Here is a 23,551-nt window from a genome sequence, read left to right on the forward strand (position 1 = left end):
CATCCACACAGTTATTTCCACTTCATGGTCGTGAAATGTCTTTATTTTTGTACACCTCTTGTGGTGGGGGGTTGAGATGTTTTTATTGAACAGTGAACGTTTTAGCACTTTTACCCCTAGATATATCAGTAAGTGACTAACAATTGCACAGACACACTTTGTTCGCATTGAAAGGGTTGCTGGAATACAATCTGTGGCTTAACTTTAAAGGTAGGTGGACGGGTTCAGTGGATGGCAGCAACGCCCCGCCACAACGACAGCCTAGACACCCAAATAATGCATTGTAAGTGGTTATGAGTAATTGGAACGAGTGGGCGCTCCCTGATGCTGACATCGCAGCGTCAGAGAAGACGAAGCTACAACCGCCATCTATGTACAAGGTGGTGCTGAACAACGATGACTACACGCCGATGGAGTTTGTCATTGAAGTGCTCCAGACGTTTTTTTCCATGGACGTGGACAAAGCGACGCAAGTCATGCTGACGGTGCACTACGAAGGAAAAGCCGTTTGCGGTGTGTTCACCGCAGAGGTAGCGGAAACGAAAGTGGCACAAGTGATGATGTACGCCAAAGAGAATGGTCATCCATTGCTGTGCACCATGGAGAAAGCATGATTTCTCCGGCACGCTTTAGCGCGGTTATTGAGGGAGGTGCCTTATGCTGAACAAAGAACTTGAAGCGAGTCTCAACGGAGCCTTTGCACGTGCGCGTGAAAAGCGCCACGAATTCATGACGGTGGAGCACCTGCTTCTCGCGTTAATCGACAACGCCGCCGCTCAAGAAGCCCTGACAGCTTGCCGCGCAGACCTAGATGGCCTGCGTAAAGAGCTCGATGCGTTTATTGAGCAAACTACCCCTCTTATCCCTGTTGATGACGAATCACGCGAAACGCAACCGACACTGAGTTTCCAGCGTGTACTGCAACGCGCGGTGTTCCACGTGCAATCGTCAGGGCGCAGCGAAGTGAGTGGGGCGAACGTATTGGTCGCGATATTTAGCGAACAAGAATCTCACGCGGCTTACCTTTTGAAAAAGAACGACGTGAGTCGCTTGGATGTGGTGAATTTTATCTCTCACGGCACCACGAAAGATGACAACGACGATTTGCCCAGTAGCGACATGGGCGCTGAAGAGGCGAGTGGCGAGCCAGGTGAAGATAAGCTGGAAAACTTTGCCACCAACCTGAATCAGCTCGCGCGGGTCGGGGGCATCGATCCTTTAATTGGTCGTGACAAGGAACTGGAACGCACCATTCAGGTGCTATGCCGCCGTCGTAAGAACAATCCGCTGTTAGTCGGCGAAGCCGGCGTGGGTAAAACCGCTATCGCTGAAGGCCTCGCATGGAGAATCGTAGWAGGGCAAGTCCCTGATGTCATCAAAGATTGCGTGATTTACTCGCTGGATATTGGCTCGCTTCTGGCAGGCACCAAATATCGTGGCGATTTTGAGAAGCGCTTTAAGTCCATTTTAAAGCAGCTTGAGAAAGAAGATCATGCCGTACTCTTTATCGACGAAATCCACACCATTATCGGTGCGGGGGCAGCGAGTGGTGGACAAGTTGATGCCGCAAACTTGATTAAGCCATTGCTAAGCAGCGGGAAGTTACGTTGTATTGGCTCAACAACCTATCAAGAATATGGCTCCATCTTTGAGAAGGAGCGTGCCTTGGCACGTCGCTTCCAGAAAATCGATGTCATTGAACCGTCTATCGATGACACCACGAAGATTTTGATGGGATTGAAGCCGAAATATGAAGCGCACCATGAGGTTCGCTATACCAACAAGGCGATCCGTGCGGCGGTTGAACTGTCGGCTAAATACATCAATGAGCGTCATTTGCCAGATAAAGCGATTGATGTGATTGATGAGGCTGGGGCGCGTTGTCGGATGGCGCCAGCGAGCAGGCGTAAGAAAACCGTGAATGTTGCGGACGTCGAGTCGATGATTGCCAAGATGGCGCGTATCCCAGAAAAATCAGTGTCGTCGTCGGACAAAGATGTGCTTCAGTCGTTGGAAGATAAGCTGAAGATGCTGGTGTTCGGTCAAGACAAGGCGATTACGGCGCTGTCGGAAGCGATTAAGCTGAGCCGAGCGGGACTAGGCGAGGAGAACAAGCCTGTGGGTTCGTTCTTATTCGCAGGCCCAACCGGTGTGGGTAAAACCGAAGTTACGGTGCAACTGGCACGTGCCATGGGGATCGAGTTACAGCGCTTTGATATGTCCGAATATATGGAGCGCCACACTGTGAGTCGACTGATTGGTGCGCCTCCAGGTTACGTGGGTTACGACCAAGGTGGGTTGTTAACTGATGCAGTGATCAAGCATCCACACTCTGTGGTGTTACTGGACGAAATCGAAAAAGCGCATCCGGACGTGTTTAACTTGTTGCTACAGGTGATGGATAACGGGACGTTGACCGATAACAACGGTCGCAAAGCGGACTTCCGTAACGTCATTTTAGTCATGACTACCAACGCTGGTGTGGCAGAGACGGTCCGTAAGTCGATTGGCTTGATTCAACAAGATCACAGTCACGATGCGATGTCGGAAATTAAAAAGGTGTTCTCACCGGAATTCCGTAACCGTTTAGATAACATCATTTGGTTTAATCACCTTGATGAAACGGTCATTCTGCAAGTGGTTGATAAGTTTATTGTTGAGTTACAAGCTCAGCTGGATGCGAAAGGTGTGTCTCTGGAAGTGACATCCGAAGCGAAGCGCTGGCTTGCCGAAGAGGGCTATGACAAAGCCATGGGCGCGCGTCCAATGGGCCGGGTGATTCAAGACAACCTGAAAAAGCCGTTGGCAAACGAGCTGTTGTTTGGCTGCCTAGTGAACGGAGGGACAGTGCGTGTTGTGCTTAAAAACAACCGCTTGGATTTCCAATTCAGCGACCAGATGGAACCTGCATAAAGCGTAGGAGAAGTCTGATAAGCAAAACCCGGCGCATGCGCCGGGTTTTTTGATCGCGTTATGAGGATTAACGCGAACGGAAAACGATGCGACCTTTCGACAAATCGTAAGGGGTCATTTCAACAGTGACTTTGTCGCCGGTCAGGATGCGGATATAGTTTTTGCGCATCTTGCCTGAAATGTGGGCAGTCACCACGTGACCGTTCTCTAGCTCAACGCGGAACATAGTGTTAGGTAGCGTGTCTAGCACGGTACCTTGCATTTCAATTACGTCTTCTTTTGCCATTGAATCCTCTTAGGCTTACTGTTTTAGCCAATTTTTTGACCGACAGATAATGCCTCTATTCTGAAAGTCTGTAAAGTTCGGGTGCGAATTTTACCCTGTTGACGCCAAGCTTGCTAGAAAAAATAGCCACTAAGCGGTGGATATGGGCAAGCTAAAGAGTCGCCATTGGTGATTTATAAAGCGTTGGTGCGGGAAGTAATCCGCTTTATAACGCATGGCTGGACAATCATCAATTTGATAGCCCAGATAAAGCCACGATTTTTTCTCGGCGCTGGCATACTCAAGTTGAGCTTGAATGCAGACGCGTCCTAATGAAAAACGATGGAACGGGTCAAAAAAGCTGTATAAGGCGCTTAAACCATCACTCAGCACATCGGTAACGGCAATCGCAACTAAGGTCTCTTCACCGCCATCAGGGTCATACAAATGAATAAAGCAGGGGTGAAGCCAGTCGCTATGGGTGAAGGCAATAAAGTCCTCTGCTTTAGCTGGGTACATATTGCCATCAGCATGACGCGCGGTGATGTATTGATCGTAAAGTGAAAACCAGTTTGGGTCGAGCTGGTCGCTAACCTTTACCCGAAGCCGTTTGAGTTGGCTGCGATGGCGCTTTTGGCTTTTACTTGGTTGATACGCGGCAACATCAATGCGCAAGGATTGGCACGCATTACAGTGAGGACAGTGCGGGCGATACATCATGTTACCACTGCGGCGAAAACCGGCGTTGATCAGTTGCTGGTAACCCTCAGGGTGGTGCATGTCAGGGGATAGCACGACCGCGAGCTGTTCGTTCTCTGTCGATATATATTGGCAGCGAGAGGCTGGAGTAAGGCCGACCTTTAGCGCGACGCTCATGACTGCCTCTCACGAAAGTCCGCGATAACGTGCGGCATATATGCGGCTTTTAAGCGTGAGTCTCGTGCCGCGTATAGGGCGTGAATAAACTCATCCCGCGGCCATGCCTTGGCGCCGAGAGAGGCAAGGTGGGGCGTCATCATTTGGCAATCGATGTACTGACCACCTTGAGCTTGAAAGTGACGACAAAACTGCCAAAGCGCGAATTTCGAGCCATTATCGATAAGCGAAAACATGGATTCACCGCAGAAAAACTGTCCTACGGCGACACCATACAATCCCCCTACGAGTTGGTCCTCTTGCCACACTTCGACACTGTGCGCATCGTGCTGCTGGTGGAGGGCGAGGTAGGCCTCACGCATCTGGTCGGTGATCCAAGTTTGCTCAGGGCCCCTGATGGCGGCACATTGATGAATCACTGCCTCGAAGGCGTGATTGATGGTCACGGTCACTTGGCTTTTACGCGCCGCTTTGCGCAAGCTGCGACTGACGTGAAAGTCAGAGGGACGAATGATGGCCCGTTCGCTTGGCGACCACCAAAGTAACGGGTCTTCTTCACCAAACCAAGGAAAAATACCACTTCGATAGGCAGACATCAGCCGTGCAGCCGAGAGATCACCGCCAATGGCTAACAGGCCATCTGGGTGGGCGAGTGCATCGCTCACCGGAGGAAAGCGAAAATCATCTGCTGCTAATGGCGGCAAAAAGAGGGTCATACCCGCAGTCTCTCCATGTGTTACAAGCGTTGTCGCAGTTGTGCATAGCGTCCGTTTGCCGCCATGAGTGCAGCATGATCGCCTTGTTCGACAATCTCTCCGGCATCCATGAGACAAATGGTGTCCATTTGCTCAAGCCCGACCAAGCGGTGAGTGATAAACACCACGGTTTTGTTTGCACAATGTTGCTGTAGTAAGGATAGGATCTGCGCCTCCGTTTGCACATCTAGCCCTTCGGTTGGCTCATCTAATAAAACGATAGGTGCGTCATGCAGAAGGGCACGCGCAATACCAATCCGTCGTCGCTCGCCACCAGAAAGCTGTCGGCCTCCATCTCCCATCCACGCATTGAGCCCTGGCTCGGCCAGCAAGGTCTGCAAGCCTACTTGGGTTAACACTTGCGTCAGCGTCTCGTCGCTGGCCTGCGGGCATGCCAAGATCAGGTTATCGCGCAAGGTGCCATTAAACATGTCGACCCGTTGTGTGACCACAGAAATCGCTTGGCGTAACGCCGGCTCTGACCATTGACGTAACGGCTTGCTGTCAAGATGGATCTCGCCGTCGCTTGGATCCCATGCGCGTGTTAACAAGCTAAGCAGGGTTGATTTTCCACATCCGGTCCGACCGAGTAGCGCCACTTTTTGCCCCGCATGTACGTGCAAAGAAATGTGGTTTAAGGCAGGGTTTGCAGTCTCTGGGTATTGATAACTGACGTTATCCAGCTTGAGCTCACCTTGCACCGCATCGGCATGTCCTTGCGGCGGAAAATAGACACTGGGTGTACGCTCTGTAATCCGGTTGAGCCGCTTAGCCGCGGTCAGGGTTTTCCCCAAATATTGGAAAGCCGCGGTGATGGGCATCATCAACTCAAAGCTTGCCATCGTGGTAAACGCGACCATTGCAATCAGCGGATCGGGCAAGCGACCACCCACACCATCGGCAGCTAACCAAATCATCAAAACTAAGGTTAAACCGGTTGCCGCCATCAGCACCGCATTCGCCCAGCCGGTGACGTTTGCCATGTTCGCCTGCGCGGCTAGCATGGCTTTTTCACTGTCATCAACCCGTGCACGATAACGGGATTCTGCGCCAAAAAGGGCGAGTTCGGCATGGCCTTGCAGCCAATCGAGTAGGGCGATTCGGGTAGCGGCATTTTGTTCTAATTGCTGGCGTCCATGTTGCTTACCAAGATGGTAAAAAATAACGGGTAACCCCAGCAGTAACGCCAATAAACAGCCGCCTAACGCTAGCCCTAAGGTTGGGTCGAACCAACCCAAAAACAGACTCACAGCAAGGACGCCGAGGGCGCCAACAACCATGGGACTGACCAAGCGCAGATAGACGTGATCCATCGCATCAACATCGGCCACCATGCGATTGAGCAGGTCGCCATCACGCACATTCAGGGTTTGATCCGGCACCAAAGGCGCAAGCTTACGGAAAAACGCTACCCGTAGGTCGGCAAGCAATTTAAACGTGGCATTGTGGCTGACGACGCGCTCTGCCCAGCGCCCAAAGGTACGGCCGATAGAAAAACCACGCACGCCAGCAGCGGGCAACATGTAATTGAAGGTGGCCATGCCAGTGAGTCCAGCCACGGCCGCCGCAGCGATAAACCAGCCTGATAAGGTTAATAGGCCAATCGCGGCAAACAAGGTGGCAAACGCCAACACCATGCCCAAGCTAAGACCAAACCAGTGACGCTTATACAGGCGTAAGTAGGGGAGTAGTTCACGCATCGAGATTTCTCCTGTCTGCTGAGGCTAGCATGTCAGCAAGCTGCCCTTGAGCGGCGATATCTTTGAATTTGCCTTGCTGAGTGATGGCGCCATCAGCCATGACCCAAACCTGATCGCAGTTGTCGAGCGCATCGAGGCGGTGTGACACCTGAATACAGGTTTTTCCTTGGGTCGCTGTGTGTAAGCTCAAATTGACCAGTTGTTCGCTGTGGGCATCAAGGCTTGCCGTCGGCTCATCCAATACCCATAGTGCACCGTCTTGCAATAAAGCACGTGCAACCGCGATACGCTGTGCTTGGCCGACTGATAGCCCGCCATTACGATCGCCAACGGGATGAGCCAGCCCGTCAGTCAGGCGCATAACAAACTCATCGACATAGGCTTGTGTCATCACATGATTAATCGATTCAGGCGTGGCATCAGGGTTGGCGAGCGCAATGTTGTCACGAATAGAGCCATGGAATAGCTGTGGATTTTGGCCTACCCAACTGATCGCTTGGCGCCAATGGGTGAGTGAGAGCGCTCGGCGCTCACAACCGTTAATGATCAGACTGCCGCGATAGGGTAAAAAGCCGAGCAGTGCATTCAACAGGCTCGACTTACCTGCGCCACTGACGCCAATAAGTGCAATATGCTCACCGGCTTTGACGTCAAAATTGAGCGGCCCCGCCAAGACATGGCCATCAGGGCTGAGCACTTCGAGGTCACGCGCGGTGATGGTGACAGCCTCTAGATCGGGTGTCTCTTGGCCTTGTGTGCCGGTATCCGGTTGCGCATCGAGAAACTCGACGATGGATTCGGCAGCCCCAATCGCTTGGGCTTTTGCGTGATAAAACGTGCCAAGATCACGTAATGGCTGGTAAAACTCAGGCGCGAGCACCAGCACAAATAAGCCAGTAAATAGCGATATCGGGGCACCATAGTGGCCAAAGTTCAGTTCACCAATGAAACTGAAACCGAAATAGACAGCCACAACTGCAATGGAAATGGCCGTAAAAAACTCGAGCACGGCAGACGACAAGAAAGCCAGTCTTAGCACTTCCATGGTTCGTTTACGGAAGGTGTGTGACGCTAGATGCAGTTGTTCGGCTTCTGCATCAGTGCGATTGAACAGTCGCAGTGTCGGTAAGCCACGCAAACGGTCATAAAAATAGCCTGACAGTCGTTGCAGTGCTTTGAAATTCTTGCGATTTGCGTCGGCGGCTTTGATCCCCACCAAGGCCATAAAAAAGGGCACTAGCGGTGCGGTAATCAAGAATATCAAGCCGGAGGCCCAATTGATCGGGAACACGGTGACGAGAATCACCACGGGGATCAATACGGCAATCGCCATTTGCGGTAAATAGCGGGCAAAGAAGTCCTGTAATTCTTCGACTTGCTCGAGGAGCAAGCTAGCCCAACTGCCCGCCGGACGACCTTGAATACTCACGGGGCCGAGTTCATGAAGACGATTCAAGATCAACTGGCGAATATGGTGGCGAATAGTTTGGCCACAGCGATAGCCTGTTCGCTCTTTGGCCCAACTACAGGCCGCACGCAGTAATACTACGGCCCCCAGACCAATGAAACTGGGCAGTAAACTGTATTTATCGGCTTGTTCGATAATGAGCTGATAAAGCAAATGGGCGAGGAGCGCTGCTTGGGCAATGAGTAGCAGTCCAGATGTAAAGGCTATGCCAATCGTCGCAACTAACCAGGGTTTGGCTAACACGCTCTGCGACTTGAGCCATTTCGTTAGCGCCCGCTGTTTAGATTTATCCATATCGTCTTATTGTTTTATGAAAGGCCTGCGAGTGAGGCAGAGCAGGCTGCTCAGGGGCAGCCTGCGTGGGATCGCGCGAGGGTTACTTCTCAGCTAACCCGTCAAGGTAGCGCTCAGCATCGAGTGCTGCCATACAGCCGGTGCCCGCTGACGTGATCGCTTGGCGGTAGACATGATCCATCACATCGCCAGCGGCAAACACGCCTTCAATGCTGGTTTGTGTGGCGTTACCGTTCAGGCCGGAAGCCACTTTGATGTATCCGTTTTCCATCTCCAATTGACCGGCAAAAATGTCAGTGTTTGGCTTATGACCGATAGCGACGAATACGCCCATGACATCCAGCGTTTCTGTCGCATCACTTTGGGTGTCTTTTAAGCGCACAGCAGTGACGCCCATTTCATCGCCAAGCACCTCGTCCAGCACACGGTCAGTGTGTAAAACGATGTTACCGTTCTCAACTTTGTCCATCATGCGATCCACAAGGATTTTTTCCGCACGGAAGCTATCACGGCGGTGCACTACATGGACTTCAGAGGCGATGTTAGACAAATACAAGGCTTCTTCGACCGCGGTATTACCACCGCCAATCACAGCCACTTTTTGGTTGCGATAGAAAAAGCCATCGCAGGTTGCACAGGCGGAGACACCACGGCCTTTAAAGGCTTCTTCTGATGGCAAACCAAGATATTGTGCGGATGCACCTGTCGAAATAATTAAGGCATCGCAGGTGTATTCGCCACTGTCGCCTTTTAAACGAAATGGGCGCTGAGACAGATCAACGTCGTTGACGTGATCAAAAATAATCTCGGTGTCGAATTTCTCCGCATGGTCTTTCATGCGGTCCATCAAGGCTGGACCCGTGAGGCCTTCTGGATCGCCAGGCCAGTTTTCTACATCTGTGGTGGTGGTTAGCTGGCCGCCTTGTTGCATACCCGTGATCATGACTGGATTCAGGTTGGCACGCGCCGCATAAACAGCAGCGGTGTAGCCAGCAGGGCCTGAGCCAAGGATCAATAGGTTAGCATGCTTAATGTTACTCATTCACGTCTCCGGGCAGGATAGAGGTTCGTTTTGAATGGCCTGATTGTAGGTAAATTGGACGGGTAAAGAAAGGGCACCGTGACGGTGCCCTGTGATTGTAGGGTACAAAACGCACATTAATGTGCAGCTTTTAATGCGTCCATGGCATCAACGTAAGGAAGCTCAAAGCCTTCAGCCACTTCTTTGATGGTGACTTGACCATGAATAACGTTCAAACCATTGCGCAGGTGTTGATCTTCTACCAAGGCATCGCGATAGCCTTTGTTAGCCAACTTCACGATATAAGGCAGGGTCGCGTTGTTGAGAGCAACGGTAGAGGTACGAGCGACCGCGCCAGGCATGTTAGCAACACAGTAGTGAACCACATCATCAACAATGTAGRTTGGATCCGCATGGGTGGTCGCGTGTGATGTCGCAAAACAGCCGCCTTGGTCAATGGCAACATCGACCACGGCCGCACCTGGTTTCATGCGCTTGATGTGGTCTTCGTTAACCAGTTTCGGCGCGGCTGCACCTGGGATCAGTACCGCACCGATAACCAGATCAGCATTGAGAACGTGTTGCTCCAGTGTTTCTTCTGTGGAGTAGACCACTTTTGCGCGACCTTGGAATTCTTCATCCAAACGACGCAGTGTATCGACATTTTTGTCTAAAATAGTCACGTCAGCACGTAGGCCAACGGCCATGCGAGCTGCGTTTGAACCGACAACACCACCGCCGAGTACTACGATTTTGGCCGGTTCAACGCCTGGAACACCACTTAGTAGCATGCCTGAGCCGCCGTGTGATTTCTCCAGTGCTTGTGCACCTGCTTGAATAGACATACGGCCCGCTACCTCAGACATAGGTGCAAGGAGTGGCAATCGACCTTTAGAATCTGTTACGGTTTCATAGGCGATACAGACGGCTTTACTCTTAATTAAGTCTTCTGTTTGTGGAAAATCTGGTGCAAGATGCAGATAGGTGAATAAAATCTGTCCTTCACGGAGCATGGCACGCTCAACTGCTTGCGGCTCTTTGACTTTAACAATCATCTCGGCCTTGGCGAACACGTCAGCTGCGGTAGGAAGGATAGATGCGCCGGCGGCTTTGTAGTCGTCGTCAGAGAAGCCAATACCGTTACCAGCGTTGGTCTCTACGTAAACGGAGTGGCCGTGAGAAATGAGTTCGCGGACACTTGCTGGAACCATCCCAACGCGGTATTCATGGTTTTTGATCTCTTTTGGAACGCCAATGATCATGCTGTCACCTCTTGTTTATTCAGTGTTATCGGCTGGCTAGTTGTTGATATTGTCAATTTTCAGGCTAGTATAAAGGGAAAAAATCAGCATTTGATGCTAAAATTTATAAAGATGTTATTTAATTCGGTATATCTTTTTGCAAGGAAGTAACAAGGTGGAATAAAAAATGGTAGATACCAAAAAAAAGCCCTCCAAGGAATTGGACCGCATTGACCGCAACATCCTGAATGAGCTCCAAAAGGATGGGCGTGTTTCAAACGTTGAGTTATCTAAACGAGTCGGTCTTTCTCCTACCCCCTGTCTCGAACGTGTCCGTCGCTTGGAGCGCCAAGGCTATATCACTGGCTATACGGCGCTGCTCAATCCCCAGTTTCTCGACGCATCATTGCTGGTGTTTGTCGAAATCACTTTGAACCGTGGCGCACCAGATGTGTTTGAGCAATTCAATAAAGCGGTTCAAACACTGGAAGACATCCAAGAATGTCATCTTGTCTCCGGTGATTTTGACTACTTACTTAAAACACGAGTAGCTGATATGTCGGCATATCGCAAGTTATTGGGTGAAACCTTGCTGCGTTTGCCCGGTGTGAATGACACACGCACCTATGTGGTAATGGAAGAGGTGAAGCAGAGCAATCATTTGGTGATTCGCRCCCGCTAAACCTGTTTGCCAATCGCGACATGGGTGTCGATCCCCAAACGATGAAACCGAGCCACCGTGCTCGGTTTCTTTTTTGCCTTAATCAGCAACAATTATGTGATATCTCGGTAAAGATTCATCGCTGACTCGCATCATGCCTGCTGTTCAGGCACGAATGTGGTAAAGTCAGTGCAGTGGCGAATGCAAACCTCAAACCATGGTGGGGAATGCGAATAACGAAAAGTATTAAACAGGTGATGATGGAGTTTTCTTTGCGTCGTGAGCCCAAATCGGCTCAGCCCAAGGTGCGATTGGATGGCGCTCAGCGTTTGAAAGAGTGTGGCTTTATCTTGGTGCTGGCAGCGGCCGTCTTTGTGATGGTTGCGTTGCTGTCTTTTAATCCGGCTGATCCCTCTTGGTCACAAACTGCTTGGCACGGTGATGTGCATAATGCGGCAGGTTCGTTAGGGGCGTGGGTCGCCGACAGCCTCTTTTTCTCATTCGGTATTTTGGCCTACCCATTACCGCCAGCTGCCATGCTGGGTGGTTGGGTTTTCTTGCGCCGCCGTGGCGACGACGAGCCACTCAACTACACGATTTTAGCCGCGAGGATCTTAGGGCTTTTCGTTCTATTCCTAACCAGTTGTTCGCTAGCCGATCTCAATTTTGATGATTTTTGGCATTTCTCCTCTGGGGGAGTGATGGGCGATGTCACCAACAGTTTGGCATTGCCACTGCTTAACGTACTAGGCACCACATTGGTGATGCTGTTTTGTTGGGCTGCAGGGTTTACATTGTTTACTGGGATCTCTTGGCTAAGCATTGTGGATAATCTAGGGTCGGTGACCTTAAAGGCCACTACTTGGTTGGTTAACCGCCTCCGTGGCGATAAGGTGACTGAGCTTGGCAAGCCTGCTGCACAAACCGTCACCGAGTCAGACAAGGTGACTGACGCGGCAGAGCCGATGGAATTAAGTGATTTGCGCCGCTTCACCCCGTCTCCGAGTGTGCAAGAAGTCCCAGAGGATAGGGCATCAGCCGCACCAAGCACGCCGATTATCTTTGGGGGACAAGCCTTACCCGCCGATGACGATGGCAAAACACGGGATGACCCTGAGCCTAACTTTGGACAGTGGCAAGGGGTTGTCGAGCCAGAAGACGAACCAACCCAACCGAACGTACCGCTGCCGGATGACGCGCCGGAGGATGAAACATTACCGCCGTGGCAAGAGACCGATGCATCCAGCGATGGAAGTGACGAAAGTGAAGAGGTGGCGAGTGAGCCGGTATCTCATGAAACCACCTATGGCAATCAAGACGGTTTGTCTGAGTTAGAGCGTGCCGAGCAAGCCGCTGGGGCGGCTGAGGACGATGAAGATCCGTTCCAAGAAACGATTCGTAAAGCGCAGCAAGCCCAGCAACAGGCTGCTGGGCTCGATCATCCTTTCTTAGTCAAAGATGAGCCAAACTTGCCAAAACCTGCCGAGCCTTTCCCGACCTTAGATTTGCTTGATCCTGCGCGAAAAACCGCTTCACAGGCGACACGGGAAGAACTTGAACAAATCGCGCGGTTAGTCGAAGCACGACTTGAGGATTATAAAATCCAAGCGCGTGTTGTGGGGGTTTATCCCGGCCCCGTGATTACGCGTTTTGAGCTGGACTTAGCGCCGGGTGTCAAAGTGTCGCGCATTTCTGGATTGTCGAAAGACTTAGCGCGTTCTTTGTCGACCACCGCGGTGCGGGTAGTGGAAGTGATCCCAGGTAAACCTTATATCGGACTCGAGCTACCCAATGAAAACCGCGAGACCGTCTTTATGTCGGAAGTGGTTGGTAGCGAGCGCTTTAAGAACAGCAAGTCGCCGATTTCTGTGGTGTTAGGAAAAGACATTGCCGGTGAAGCGATTGTGACCGATTTAGGCAAAGCCCCTCACTTACTGGTCGCCGGTACGACTGGCTCGGGTAAGTCGGTGGGTGTGAACGTCATGATCGTCAGTATGCTTTACAAAGCGGCACCCGAAGATGTCCGCTTTATCATGATCGACCCGAAAATGCTGGAGCTTTCCGTGTATGAGGGGATCCCGCACTTGCTCACCGAAGTGGTCACCGACATGAAGGATGCGGGCAATGCATTGCGCTGGTGTGTTGGCGAGATGGAGCGACGCTACAAGCTAATGTCGGCGTTAGGTGTCCGTAACCTCAAAGGTTTTAACGAGAAAGTCAAAGCCGCTGAGGCGGCGAATAACCCGATTCCAGACCCACTCTGGAAGCCGAGTGAYAGCATGGATGAAACGGCTCCTACGCTTGAGAAGCTGCCCTATATCGTCGTGGTCGTTGATGAGTTTTCCGATTTGATGATGGTGGTGGGCAAAAAAGTGGAAGAGCTGATCGCCCGTTTGGCGCAAAAGGCCCGCGCCGCGGGTATTCACCTAGTGCTTGCCACCCAGCGCCCATCCGTTGATGTGATCACCGGCCTTATCAAAGCGAACATTCCGACCCGGATGGCTTTCACCGTCTCCACGAAAACTGACTCGCGCACCATCTTGGACCAAGGGGGTGCAGAGTCGCTGTTAGGCATGGGGGATATGTTGTTCATGCCCAACGGCTCTAACCATCCTATCCGTGTGCACGGCGCGTTTGTCAGTGACGAAGAAGTGCACCGTGTGGTGAATAACTGGAAAGCGCGCGGTAAGCCGCAGTATCTCGAAGAGATCACTCATGGCGATCAGGGGTCCGATAGCTTATTGCCGGGAGAAACGCCGACGGGCGCAGACGGCGAAGAGCTGGATCAGCTGTTTGACCAAGTGGTTGAGTTTGTCACCGAAAGCCGCCGTGGCTCTGTATCAGGGGTGCAACGCCGCTTTAAAATTGGCTATAACCGCGCGGCTCGAATTGTGGAACAACTGGAAGCACACGGTGTCGTAAGTTCACCGGGCCACAACGGTAACCGAGAAGTGTTGGCGCCGCCGCCACCGAAAGCGTAATCAGATGGACGTTGTATGAAAATGAAAGCTTTTTATCGCCACCTCATCGCGATGCTGACGCTGATGTTTGCAGTTGCCGTTCAAGCGCAATCAACAGCCCAGCAACAGCTAATGGACCGATTGAGTAAGGTGGATGCCTTTAGCGCCAATTTTGAACAGGTCGTGATCAGCCCTGAAGGAGAGCAGATCCACGCTGCAAAAGGACGACTATCCATTGAACGTCCCAACTTGTTCAATTGGACCACGACCACACCCGATGAAAATATCATGATCTCTGATGGGGAAACATTGTGGTACTACAGCCCGTTTGTCGAGCAAGTCACTGCGATGTGGTTAGACGATGCGACTGCACAAACTCCGTTTGTGTTGTTAACCCGCAATCAGCCAGACGATTGGCAGACGTATACCATTACCCAGCAAGGTGACACCTTTACCCTGACCCCAAAAACGGTAGGGAGTATTGGCACCTTTGCCGTGACGGTAAAACCGGATGGAACCCTGACTCATTTTCGGGTGACCGAGCAAGATGGACAGCAAAGCCAATTCACGCTCAGCCAGTTTAGTCGTCAGGCACCGGATGCATCCTTGTTTGAATTTACACCACCGGACTCGGTGCTGGTGGATGATCAACGTCAGCCGCGTTAATCACGGGAGAGAAGATTGTCGACACTACCGCTAGATTTTGCTGACGACTTTCGGCCGCTTGCTGCTCGCATGCGGCCGGTTTCGTTAAATCAGTACATTGGCCAGCAGCATTTATTGGCCGAGGGCAAGCCTCTTCGCCGCGCCATCGAATCTGGCAGTCTGCATTCAATGATTTTTTGGGGTCCACCGGGCACAGGCAAAACCACCTTGGCAGATATCGCTGCTCGTCAAGCCAATGCGGAAATCGAACGATTGTCTGCGGTCACCTCGGGCGTGAAAGAAATTCGCGATGCAATTGTGCGTGCAGAGCAGAATAAACAAGCCGGAGTACGTACTGTCCTGTTTGTTGATGAGGTTCACCGTTTCAACAAAAGCCAACAAGACGCGTTTTTACCGCATGTTGAAGCGGGGACAGTCACCTTTATTGGTGCCACGACTGAAAACCCCTCTTTTGAGCTAAACAACGCCTTGCTATCTCGTGCGCGGGTGTACCGGCTGAGTGCGCTTGAGCGTGATGATTTGATTGCGGTGATTGACCAAGCTTTGGCGGATAAAAACCGAGGGCTCGGTGAGCGAGAGCTACGTTTTGATACGGGAGTGAAAGACGCTCTGGCGGACACCTGTAGTGGCGATGCGCGCATGGCTTTGAACCTGCTGGAAATGTTAGCCGATATGGCTGATGGCTCGGTGACCATGGCGATGCTGAAAGACGTCGCTGGGGAGAAGGTGGCACAGTTCGATAAGCAAGGCGACGCATGGTATGACCTCATTTCAGCATTTCATAAGTCCGTGCGCGGCTCTAACCCAGATGCCGCCTTGTACTGGTATGCCCGTATCGTGTCCGCGGGTGGTGATCCCTTGTACGTGGCGCGTCGATTGTTAGCGATCGCCTCTGAAGATGTAGGTAACGCCGATCCGCGTGCCATGCAGGTTGCATTGAACGCATGGGATTGCTTTACCCGAGTCGGGCCGGCGGAAGGTGAACGCGCGATCGCACAAGCGGCGGTGTATCTTGCCTGTGCTCCTAAAAGCAATGCAGTCTACACCGCGTGGAAACAAGCGCTTCGCGATGCAAAAGCGACGGCGAATGCGCCTGTCCCTATGCACCTTCGCAATGCACCGACGGCCCTGATGGAAAGTTTGGGACATGGCGACGGGTATCGTTATGCCCATGATGAACCGAATGCCTACGCCGCTGGTGAGCGTTATTTGCCCGATGAAGTCAGTGATGTGCGTTATTACCAGCCCGTTAATCGCGGGCTAGAAATTAAAATCGCTGAAAAGCTCGCCTTTCTGGACGAGCTTGACGCAAAAAGCCCGCAAAAGCGCTAGGCAACTTCACCCTTTTTGGGTAAGGTTTAAAGTCCGGCTGCACCATGAAGGCGCAGTCGCCTAGTAGTGGTGACATCCACGGTCACCCTCGGCCAATCGCGTTATACAATACGCACGATCGCAGCTTGTCTTCAAATCGTGATGACAAGTGATAATCAACTAATCAACCCGAAAGCACAGGATTAGCATGCTGGATTCCAAATTACTTCGAACTGAGCTGGAAGAAACGGCTCAAAAACTCGCTCGTCGTGGCTTTACGCTCGATGTTGACGCTATACGTGAACTCGAGGAACAACGTAAATCCCTGCAGATTCGCACCGAACAATTGCAAGCAGAGCGTAACTCCCGATCGAAGTCCATTGGCCAGGCTAAAGCGAAGGGTGAGGACATTGCGCCACTACTAGCAGAAGTCGCGAACTTGGGTGACGAGCTGGACGCTGCAAAAGCCGAGCTGGCTGAACTGCAACAGAAAGTGAACGACGTGGTAATGGCGGTGCCAAACTTGCCAGCCGATGAAGTCCCAACGGGTAAAGACGAGTCTGAAAACCTAGAGGTATCTCGTTGGGGTGAGCCGCGTCAGTTTGATTTTGAAATCAAAGATCACGTTGATTTGGGCGAACTTTCTGGCGGGCTTGATTTCGCCAGTGCGGTGAAACTGTCAGGCTCACGCTTCATTGTGATGAAAGGGCAGATGGCGCGTATGCATCGTGCCTTGGCCCAGTTTATGCTCGATTTGCACACCAACGAGCACGGTTACACCGAAATGTATGTGCCTTACTTGGTCAATGCTGACAGCCTTTATGGTACGGGTCAGTTGCCGAAATTTGGTGAAGATTTGTTTAACACCAAGCCGGCCACCGAAGAAGGGGTTGGCATGTCTTTGATCCCAACCGCGGAAGTACCGCTGACTAACATGGTGCGTGATGAAATCGTTGACGAGGCCGATTTGCCGCTGTGCATGACGGCACACACACCGTGTTTCCGTTCAGAAGCTGGCTCCTATGGTCGCGATACCCGTGGCCTGATTCGTATGCACCAGTTTGATAAAGTTGAACTGGTCAAAGTCGTTAAGCCAGAAGATTCTATGCAAGCGCTTGAATCACTCACTGCGGATGCAGAGAAGGTGTTGCAACTGCTTAACCTGCCATATCGTAAAGTGTTACTGTGTACGGGCGATATGGGCTTTGGCGCGGCGAAAACCTACGACCTAGAAGTCTGGTTGCCAGCACAAAACACCTACCGTGAGATTTCATCGTGCTCAAACACCATGGATTTCCAAGCACGCCGTATGCAGGCGCGTTTCCGCCGCAAAGGCGAGAAAAAACCTGAGCTGTTGCATACTTTGAACGGTTCTGGCTTGGCCATTGGTCGTACTCTGGTAGCTATTTTAGAAAACTACCAACAAGCAGATGGCCGCATTGAAATCCCTGAGGTATTGCGTCCATACATGGGCGGTCAAACGCACATTGGCTAATGAAGTGAGTCAGGGTTAAAGAACAAAGGGTCGGCATGATTGCCGGCCCTTTTTTATTGGGGTGACGACACGCTGGTGAGGCAGGTCATTGCCCCGAACCTGACTGAGGAAACGGCGCGATGGGGCTAAGTGCATCATCCTGTTGGCAGGGATAGCGCGTCAGTACACGTGCGATAAAGCTGTCGAGCACGTGAAGCATAATTCGGTTTACACGCTGCGATAGCGCAACTTTATGCTCAAAGGGCAGTTGTTCTGACTGCGCGAGCTGGTTTAACACCTCTGCTATCTCTCGCTGGATGTCGTCGGCCAATGACAAAGCCTGTAGCTGGCGTAAGCGCTTCGCGAGTATTTGCTGGTGTAAGGTAAGAGATTGCTGGGCATTGCGCACAGATTGTTGCTCTTGATATGCCGCATGGCTGTAACGCTGTCTCGCTTGCAGTAGTTCTAAAATGGTATACCAAAGTTGCTGATAAGCCTCCAAACGGGTGTCGTCGCGTTGCGCGATCAATGCGGGCGGGACTGCTTCATCCACCAAGTAGACGATATGCTGCAATGCCCGATTTTTCATACGGGTTTGGGTGTCGTTGTCGTAAGATGGTAAGGCATGAAGGTGATGAAAAAAGACTCGATACATCGGCTTCTGTGCTTGGGGAGCCAGTTGGTGAAGGTGACGCGTTTGGCTTAACAGCACTTGGTAGTCGTCTGAGCTAATACTGGATTGGGTGGCTAGGTGCTGAGCATGCTGTAACAGCACACGTAGTTCATGCAGTTGGTGTAAGTGCAAATCTGGGCGCTGACGGAAGAGCTGTACCGCTACCACCACCGCGATGCTCAATGCTAATGTTCCTACCATTAATAGCCATTCCATAGTCGCTCCCTGCGTTTCAGTCGCTGATATGAGTTATCCAGCAGGAATCGTGCCTAAAATGAGAGATTTATCACGCCCTGTGCAAGGGGCTAGGCAGCCGACAATGAAAGAAAACTGCGCCGTTTTCGCACTGTGCTGGTGAAGTGATGCACTATTTTGACGCATTGGCGACTGTTTCACTGATACCTGATAAAAAGCGCGCATAAAAAAGAGAGCCATCAAGGCTCTCTTTTACGTTCATCTCAGCACCGCAAGGTGGCGCGGTGCCAGTGAGTCTTGGCTTACATCACACGCATGCCCGCTTGGGCGCCTTCGTGTGGTTCAAGGATCCACAACTCTTTGCCACCCGGTCCTGCGGCGAGGATCATGCCTTCTGACATGCCAAATTTCATTTTACGTGGCTTCAAGTTTGCGACCATTACCGTGTGTTTACCGACTAAATCCTCAGGCTTGTAAGCCGATTTAATCCCAGAGAACACTTGGCGAGTTTCACCACCAATATCGAGCTTAAACTTGAGCAGCTTGTCCGCTTTAGGCACGGATTCACATTCCAAAATTTTAGCCACACGCAGATCGACTTTTGCAAAATCGCCAAACTCAATTTCCTCAGCGATAGGATCATCCGCTAAAGGACCTTGCGCTTTCGCTTTTTCTGCCTCTTCCGCCGCGACATCTTCTTTGCTGTCGGCAATCATGGCATCCACCGCTTTCGGATCGATACGGCTAAACAGCGCTTTGAACTTGCTAATGGCGTGGCCTGTCAGTGGCTGAGCAATGCTTTCCCAAGTCAGGGTGTCATTCAAGAATCCTTCTGAACGCTCTGCAAGCTGAGGCATCACAGGTTTCAGATACGTCATGAGCACGCGGAATAGGTTAATGCCGACAGAGCAAATGGCTTGAAGCTCGGCGTCTTTGCCTTCTTCTTTGGCAACCACCCAAGGGGCTTTCTCGTCGACATACTGGTTTGCTTTGTCTGCCAATGCGATGATCTCGCGAATAGCGCGATTGTATTCGCGTGCTTCGTAGAGCTCACCAATGTGCTCGGCTTTGTCAACAAATGACTGATAAAGCTCAGGCTCAGCACAGGTATCGGCTAATTGGCCATCGAAACGCTTGCTAATAAAGCCTGCGTTGCGCGAAGCAAGGTTGACCACTTTATTGACGATGTCTGAGTTTACGCGTTGGATAAAATCATCCAAGCTCAGGTCAAGATCATCAATACGGCTGTTTAGCTTCGCGGCGTAATAGTAACGCAAACACTCAGGATCGAGATGTTTTAGATAAGTGCTGGCTTTGATAAATGTCCCTTTCGATTTGGACATTTTCGCGCCGTTTACTGTTACATAGCCATGCACAAAGACGTTGTTTGGCTTACGGAATCCAGCGCCGTCCAGCATCGCCGGCCAGAACAAGCTGTGGAAATAGACGATGTCTTTACCGATAAAGTGATAAAGCTCTGCCTCGCTGTTTTCTTTCCAGTACTCGTCAAAGTCGATGTCGTTGTGCTTGTTGCAATAGTTTTTGAACGAGCCCATGTAACCAATCGGGGCGTCGAGCCAAACGTAGAAGAACTTACCGGGCTGGTCTGGGATCTCAAAACCAAAATAAGGCGCATCACGCGAGATATCCCACTGTTGCAGACCGGTTTCGAACCACTCGTTCATTTTGTTGGCAATTTCGCTTTGCAGCGCACCTGATTTAGTCCAGGTATTCAGCATTTGCTCAAACTGCGGCAAATCAAAGAAAAAGTGCTCAGAGTCGCGCATCACAGGGGTGGCACCGCTGACCGCCGAGCGAGGATTAATGAGCTCCGTCGGTGCATAGGTTTCGCCACAGTTGTCACAGTTATCGCCATATTGGTCGTCAGCGTGACATTTCGGGCACTCACCTTTGACGAAACGATCCGGTAAGAACATTTCTTTTTCAGGATCGAACAGCTGTGAAATCGTACGGCTGGTGATATAGCCTTTATCGCGCAATTGGGTGTAAATGAATGACGCCAACTCGCGGTTTTCTTCGCTGTGCGTGCTGTGATAGTTATCAAAGCTGATGTTAAAGCCATCAAAGTCGGCTTTATGCTCTTTTTGCACATCGGCGATCATGGCTTCGGGCTCCACACCCATTTGCTGCGCTTTCAACATAATAGGCGTGCCGTGAGCATCGTCGGCACAAATAAAGTGAGTAGTATTGCCGCGCAGGCGCTGATAGCGGACCCATACATCTGCCTGAATATGCTCGAGCATGTGGCCCAAATGGATTGAGCCGTTCGCATAAGGCAGCGCACAGGTCACCAAAATTTTACGTGGGTTTGCAGCCATAATCTTGTTTGTTCGCTCTTATGATATGAATGGAATGATTGCGGAAATCTTACCTGATACGATATGCCTTGCCTAGAGCAAGGCCGTGTCATAAGGCGTTTACGCATAATTGGTTAGGGACGCGGACCCAAATAATGAATAAATTGGACGGTGAAGCATGTTTTTTGGCGGCAAAAAGAACAAATCAACGAAAAAAGCGGCATCAGTGATGAGCCAAGACGCAGCGGTGACATTACTCAATCAATTCTCTCATCCGGGGTTGATCGACCAATGGGCCAGCCAGCCGCATTGGGTCAAGGGTCATGAAAACAGTATTGAGGTGGTGTTTCCTTTTGCCGCGGGGTCAATCATTCAAGCGCTATCTGACTGGCTCGCCGTACAGGTACCGGAAAACGCAAGCCAGTTTTCATTGACCCAGCGCGTCGCTCCGCTGAAAGCCGGTGACAAAGCGCCGGTAAAAGGGGTGAAAAATCTGATTGTGGTCAGTTCGGCAAAAGGGGGCGTTGGTAAGTCCACCACAGCAGTGAACTTAGCGCTCGCGTTGCACGCAGAAGGGGCAAGTGTGGGGCTGTTGGATGCAGATATCTACGGACCGTCGGTGCCTCTCATGCTCGGTGCACAGCATAGCGAACCGCAAACCCACGATGGCAAACTGATGGAGCCTGTGTCGCGCTATGGCATTGTCTCGAATTCGATTGGCTATCTTGTACCGGCCGACAACGCGACAGTCTGGCGTGGTCCGATGGCGTCGAAAGCGTTCGCTCAATTAATCAATGAAACCCGCTGGCCTGACGTGGATTATTTGGTGGTAGATATGCCACCGGGGACGGGGGATATCCAATTAAGTTTGGCACAACAGTTCCCGGTAAACGGCGCGGTGGTCGTGACGACTCCGCAAGACCTCGCACTCGCCGATGCGATAAAAGGCGTGGCGATGTTTGAGAAAGTCTCGGTCCCTGTATTAGGGGTGGTGGAGAACATGAGCTATCACATTTGTTCGAACTGTGGGCATCATGAGGCAATTTTTGGTACGGGTGGCGCTGAAAAAATGGCGAAGCAGCAAGGCACGCCAGTTTTGGCGCAGGTACCATTGCATGTATCCATTCGTGAAGACATTGATAGCGGAAAGCCAAGTGTGGTGGCACGTCCTGAGAGTGAGCACACCAATGCGTATCGTGATATGGCGAGCACCGTGGCGAGTAAACTGTATTGGCAAGGTGAAACGCGCCCTGAACAGATAGCTATACAAACCTTGCCCTAGAGGTTGAGCACGGACCACTGTTGAGACGCGAATGCCGGCTGATGTGGCGATCAAGCAAGATTTTCGCTGGCGCCAGCCGGCTCAACTCCCTATAATCAGGCGGTTTATGTTGATTCCGCCAAGTTTCCTCTGGGTATTCATATTATGAGTGATAACAACCACCACTGCGTTATTATCGGCATCGCAGGCGCCTCTGCATCCGGTAAAAGCCTTATCGCCAGCACCATTTATAAGGAATTAAAGGAAAAAGTCGGCGATCATCAAATCGGCGTGATCACGGAAGATAGATACTACCGCGATCAAAGCCACCTCAGCATGGAAGAGCGCGTAAAAACGAATTATGACCACCCACAGGCACTGGATCACGATCTGTTGTGTGAGCATTTGGAAGCATTGGTCGCCGGTCAGTCGGTTGATGTGCCGGTATATAGTTATTCTGAGCACACCCGAATGGCGGAAACCACGACGATGACCCCGAAAAAAGTCATTATCCTCGAAGGTATTCTGCTGCTCACCGATCCTCGTCTTCGCAATTTGATCCACGCTAGCGTCTTTATGGACACCCCACTTGATATCTGTTTGCTACGCCGCATGAAACGTGATGTTGCCGAGCGTGGCCGCACCATGGATTCTGTCATGGAGCAATATCAAAAGACGGTCCGCCCTATGTTTATGCAGTTTATTGAGCCGTCAAAACAATATGCAGACATCATTGTGCCTCGCGGGGGTAAAAACCGGATTGCCATTGATGTGCTAAAAGCGCATATTGCCCGTTTGCTAAAAGCGTAAATCAACCGATAATCTAGCGAATAGCGGCACATGCGACCTTGCGTGGTGCCGTGTTCTAAAACCATCTACAGTGAGGAACCCCGATGCGACTGTGCGACAGGCATATCAAAGAGCACCTCGATGATGGCCGCATCAAAATTGATCCGCGTCCGGCTGATGCATCGATTTCAGGTGTCACGGCTGATGTGACCCTAGGTAACCAATTTCGTGTCTTTAATGATCATGGCGCCCCATACATCGATTTGTCTGGCCCAAAAGAAGAGGTCAATGCGCAACTCGAAAAGGTGATGAGTGATGAAATCGAGGTTGCTGAAGGAGAGGCATTTTATTTGCACCCCGGGCAGCTGGCTCTGGCCGTCACTCATGAATCCGTGACTCTACCCGATGATATTGTTGGCTGGCTTGATGGCCGTTCATCATTGGCGCGTTTGGGACTGATGGTGCATGTGACCGCGCATCGTATCGATCCAGGTTGGTCGGGCCGCATTGTGTTAGAGTTTTATAATAATGGCCGTTTGCCGCTTGCGCTGCGCCCGGGCATGCCCATCGGCGCGCTTAGTTTTGAGCCTATGTCAGGTCCGGCAGAGCAACCCTATAATAAGCGTGATAACGCCAAATATAAGAACCAACAAGGGGCGGTCGCCTCGCGAATTAGCCAAGATAAGGCTTAACTATCAAAATGCGCCTAA

General features: G+C 51.4%; 19 protein-coding genes. 10 read left to right on the top strand and 9 right to left on the bottom strand.

Features of this window, described 5'->3' with window-relative positions; all coding sequences use genetic code 11:
- Nucleotides 1–293 precede the first annotated feature (293 nt).
- Nucleotides 294–614: an ATP-dependent Clp protease adapter ClpS gene (clpS, locus tag BZG83_RS08665; RefSeq protein WP_077480147.1), complete on the top strand. Its 321-nt coding sequence runs from the start codon at nucleotides 294–296 to the stop codon at nucleotides 612–614.
- A 43-nt stretch (nucleotides 615–657) separates the two neighbouring features.
- Complete coding sequence (clpA, locus tag BZG83_RS08670) at nucleotides 658–2,913, top strand: ATP-dependent Clp protease ATP-binding subunit ClpA (RefSeq protein WP_077480148.1); 2,256 nt, start codon at nucleotides 658–660, stop codon at nucleotides 2,911–2,913.
- A 67-nt stretch (nucleotides 2,914–2,980) separates the two neighbouring features.
- On the opposite strand, the gene infA is transcribed toward clpA, so the two are convergent.
- From infA to ald, 7 genes are all read right to left on the bottom strand, one after another.
- Nucleotides 2,981–3,199, bottom strand: coding sequence for a translation initiation factor IF-1 (gene infA, locus BZG83_RS08675; protein ID WP_069588804.1), 219 nt, complete (start codon nucleotides 3,197–3,199; stop codon nucleotides 2,981–2,983).
- A 129-nt stretch (nucleotides 3,200–3,328) separates the two neighbouring features.
- A complete protein-coding gene (locus tag BZG83_RS08680; RefSeq protein ID WP_077480149.1) occupies nucleotides 3,329–4,054 on the bottom strand; it encodes an arginyltransferase in 726 nt (241 codons plus the stop codon).
- Entirely contained in the window at nucleotides 4,051–4,770 is a 720-nt protein-coding gene (gene aat / locus BZG83_RS08685) for a leucyl/phenylalanyl-tRNA--protein transferase (protein WP_077480150.1), read from the bottom strand. Before aat ends, BZG83_RS08680 begins: the two co-directional genes overlap by 4 nt.
- A 20-nt stretch (nucleotides 4,771–4,790) precedes the next feature.
- Nucleotides 4,791–6,509, bottom strand: coding sequence for a heme ABC transporter ATP-binding protein/permease CydC (cydC, locus tag BZG83_RS08690; protein WP_077480151.1), 1,719 nt, complete (start codon nucleotides 6,507–6,509; stop codon nucleotides 4,791–4,793).
- Nucleotides 6,502–8,271: a heme ABC transporter permease/ATP-binding protein CydD gene (cydD, locus tag BZG83_RS08695; RefSeq protein WP_077480152.1), complete on the bottom strand. Its 1,770-nt coding sequence runs from the start codon at nucleotides 8,269–8,271 to the stop codon at nucleotides 6,502–6,504. Before cydD ends, cydC begins: the two co-directional genes overlap by 8 nt.
- 82 nt (nucleotides 8,272–8,353) lie before the next feature.
- Nucleotides 8,354–9,313 carry a thioredoxin-disulfide reductase gene (gene trxB / locus BZG83_RS08700; protein WP_069588816.1) on the bottom strand — a complete coding sequence of 320 codons (960 nt, stop codon included), beginning with the start codon at nucleotides 9,311–9,313 and terminating at the stop codon, nucleotides 8,354–8,356.
- A 116-nt stretch (nucleotides 9,314–9,429) separates the two neighbouring features.
- Complete coding sequence (ald, locus tag BZG83_RS08705; RefSeq protein WP_077480153.1) at nucleotides 9,430–10,554, bottom strand: alanine dehydrogenase; 1,125 nt, start codon at nucleotides 10,552–10,554, stop codon at nucleotides 9,430–9,432.
- A gap of 166 nt (nucleotides 10,555–10,720) precedes the next feature.
- Here ald and lrp point away from each other — a divergent pair, with 166 nt between their 5' ends.
- The 5 genes from lrp to serS all read left to right on the top strand — a co-directional run bounded on the left by lrp (nucleotide 10,721) and on the right by serS (nucleotide 17,626).
- Complete coding sequence (gene lrp, locus BZG83_RS08710; RefSeq protein ID WP_077480154.1) at nucleotides 10,721–11,215, top strand: leucine-responsive transcriptional regulator Lrp; 495 nt, start codon at nucleotides 10,721–10,723, stop codon at nucleotides 11,213–11,215.
- 239 nt (nucleotides 11,216–11,454) lie between these two features.
- Nucleotides 11,455–14,175 (top strand): DNA translocase FtsK, encoded by a 2,721-nt coding sequence (locus BZG83_RS08715; protein ID WP_077480166.1) that lies wholly within the window; start codon nucleotides 11,455–11,457, stop codon nucleotides 14,173–14,175.
- Nucleotides 14,176–14,190: 15 nt separating this feature from the next.
- The gene (gene lolA, locus BZG83_RS08720; protein WP_108743610.1) at nucleotides 14,191–14,820 is read left to right on the top strand and encodes an outer membrane lipoprotein chaperone LolA; all 630 of its coding nucleotides are present in this window, start codon (nucleotides 14,191–14,193) and stop codon (nucleotides 14,818–14,820) included.
- Between the two features lie 69 nt (nucleotides 14,821–14,889).
- Nucleotides 14,890–16,152 carry a replication-associated recombination protein A gene (locus BZG83_RS08725; protein ID WP_077480168.1) on the top strand — a complete coding sequence of 421 codons (1,263 nt, stop codon included), beginning with the start codon at nucleotides 14,890–14,892 and terminating at the stop codon, nucleotides 16,150–16,152.
- Nucleotides 16,153–16,339: 187 nt separating this feature from the next.
- Entirely contained in the window at nucleotides 16,340–17,626 is a 1,287-nt protein-coding gene (serS, locus tag BZG83_RS08730) for a serine--tRNA ligase (RefSeq protein WP_077480155.1), read from the top strand.
- 85 nt (nucleotides 17,627–17,711) lie between these two features.
- On the opposite strand, the gene BZG83_RS08735 is transcribed toward serS, so the two are convergent.
- Together BZG83_RS08735 and metG are read right to left on the bottom strand one after the other, a co-directional pair.
- Nucleotides 17,712–18,494, bottom strand: coding sequence for a hypothetical protein (locus BZG83_RS08735; protein WP_077480156.1), 783 nt, complete (start codon nucleotides 18,492–18,494; stop codon nucleotides 17,712–17,714).
- Between the two features lie 281 nt (nucleotides 18,495–18,775).
- Nucleotides 18,776–20,812 (bottom strand): methionine--tRNA ligase, encoded by a 2,037-nt coding sequence (gene metG / locus BZG83_RS08745; RefSeq protein ID WP_077480158.1) that lies wholly within the window; start codon nucleotides 20,810–20,812, stop codon nucleotides 18,776–18,778.
- Nucleotides 20,813–20,969: 157 nt separating this feature from the next.
- Between metG and apbC the strand changes: the two genes are divergently transcribed.
- From apbC to dcd, 3 genes are all read left to right on the top strand, one after another.
- Nucleotides 20,970–22,073: an iron-sulfur cluster carrier protein ApbC gene (gene apbC, locus BZG83_RS08750; RefSeq protein WP_077480159.1), complete on the top strand. Its 1,104-nt coding sequence runs from the start codon at nucleotides 20,970–20,972 to the stop codon at nucleotides 22,071–22,073.
- Nucleotides 22,074–22,217: 144 nt separating this feature from the next.
- Complete coding sequence (gene udk / locus BZG83_RS08755; RefSeq protein ID WP_069588827.1) at nucleotides 22,218–22,862, top strand: uridine kinase; 645 nt, start codon at nucleotides 22,218–22,220, stop codon at nucleotides 22,860–22,862.
- 83 nt (nucleotides 22,863–22,945) lie between these two features.
- Nucleotides 22,946–23,533 carry a dCTP deaminase gene (gene dcd, locus BZG83_RS08760; RefSeq protein WP_069588830.1) on the top strand — a complete coding sequence of 196 codons (588 nt, stop codon included), beginning with the start codon at nucleotides 22,946–22,948 and terminating at the stop codon, nucleotides 23,531–23,533.
- Nucleotides 23,534–23,551 lie beyond the last annotated feature (18 nt).

Origin of the sequence: Salinivibrio sp. PR919 (assembly GCF_001995355.1) — a bacterium.
GTDB lineage: Bacteria > Pseudomonadota > Gammaproteobacteria > Enterobacterales > Vibrionaceae > Salinivibrio > Salinivibrio proteolyticus.